The 290-nt window shown below is 33.4% G+C and carries 1 protein-coding gene; it reads right to left on the reverse strand.

Annotated elements, in window-relative coordinates; genetic code table 11:
* Positions 1–290, reverse strand: a 290-nt coding sequence (locus tag DSM106972_RS22655; RefSeq protein WP_201800768.1) for a hypothetical protein, incomplete at both ends; no start/stop codon positions are given.

A 290-nucleotide genomic window follows, 5' to 3' on the forward strand; every position in this document is an offset into this window, starting at 1 on the left:
CACATCTAGATTAATACTTAATGAGTCTAGCACCTTAGAAAGACCAAAATTGCTATCATTTATTAATGCTTGGGTAAGGTCACGATTGAGGACTTCATAAAGACCTGCTTCTACTGGATAATTTTCTAAAAAATCTTTAATGTAATTACCAATGGGTATGACATCTTGGAATGCACTTGAGTCAATTCCATCAATATAATCTAAATTAATAGTGACATCAGTAACTATACCGCCATCAATTGGAGACGTTACGTCTTGCAAATTAAATGAAACAATATCGCTGATATCGC

The sequence above is a fragment of the Dulcicalothrix desertica PCC 7102 genome, from assembly GCF_003991905.1.
Classification (GTDB): domain Bacteria; phylum Cyanobacteriota; class Cyanobacteriia; order Cyanobacteriales; family Nostocaceae; genus Dulcicalothrix; species Dulcicalothrix desertica.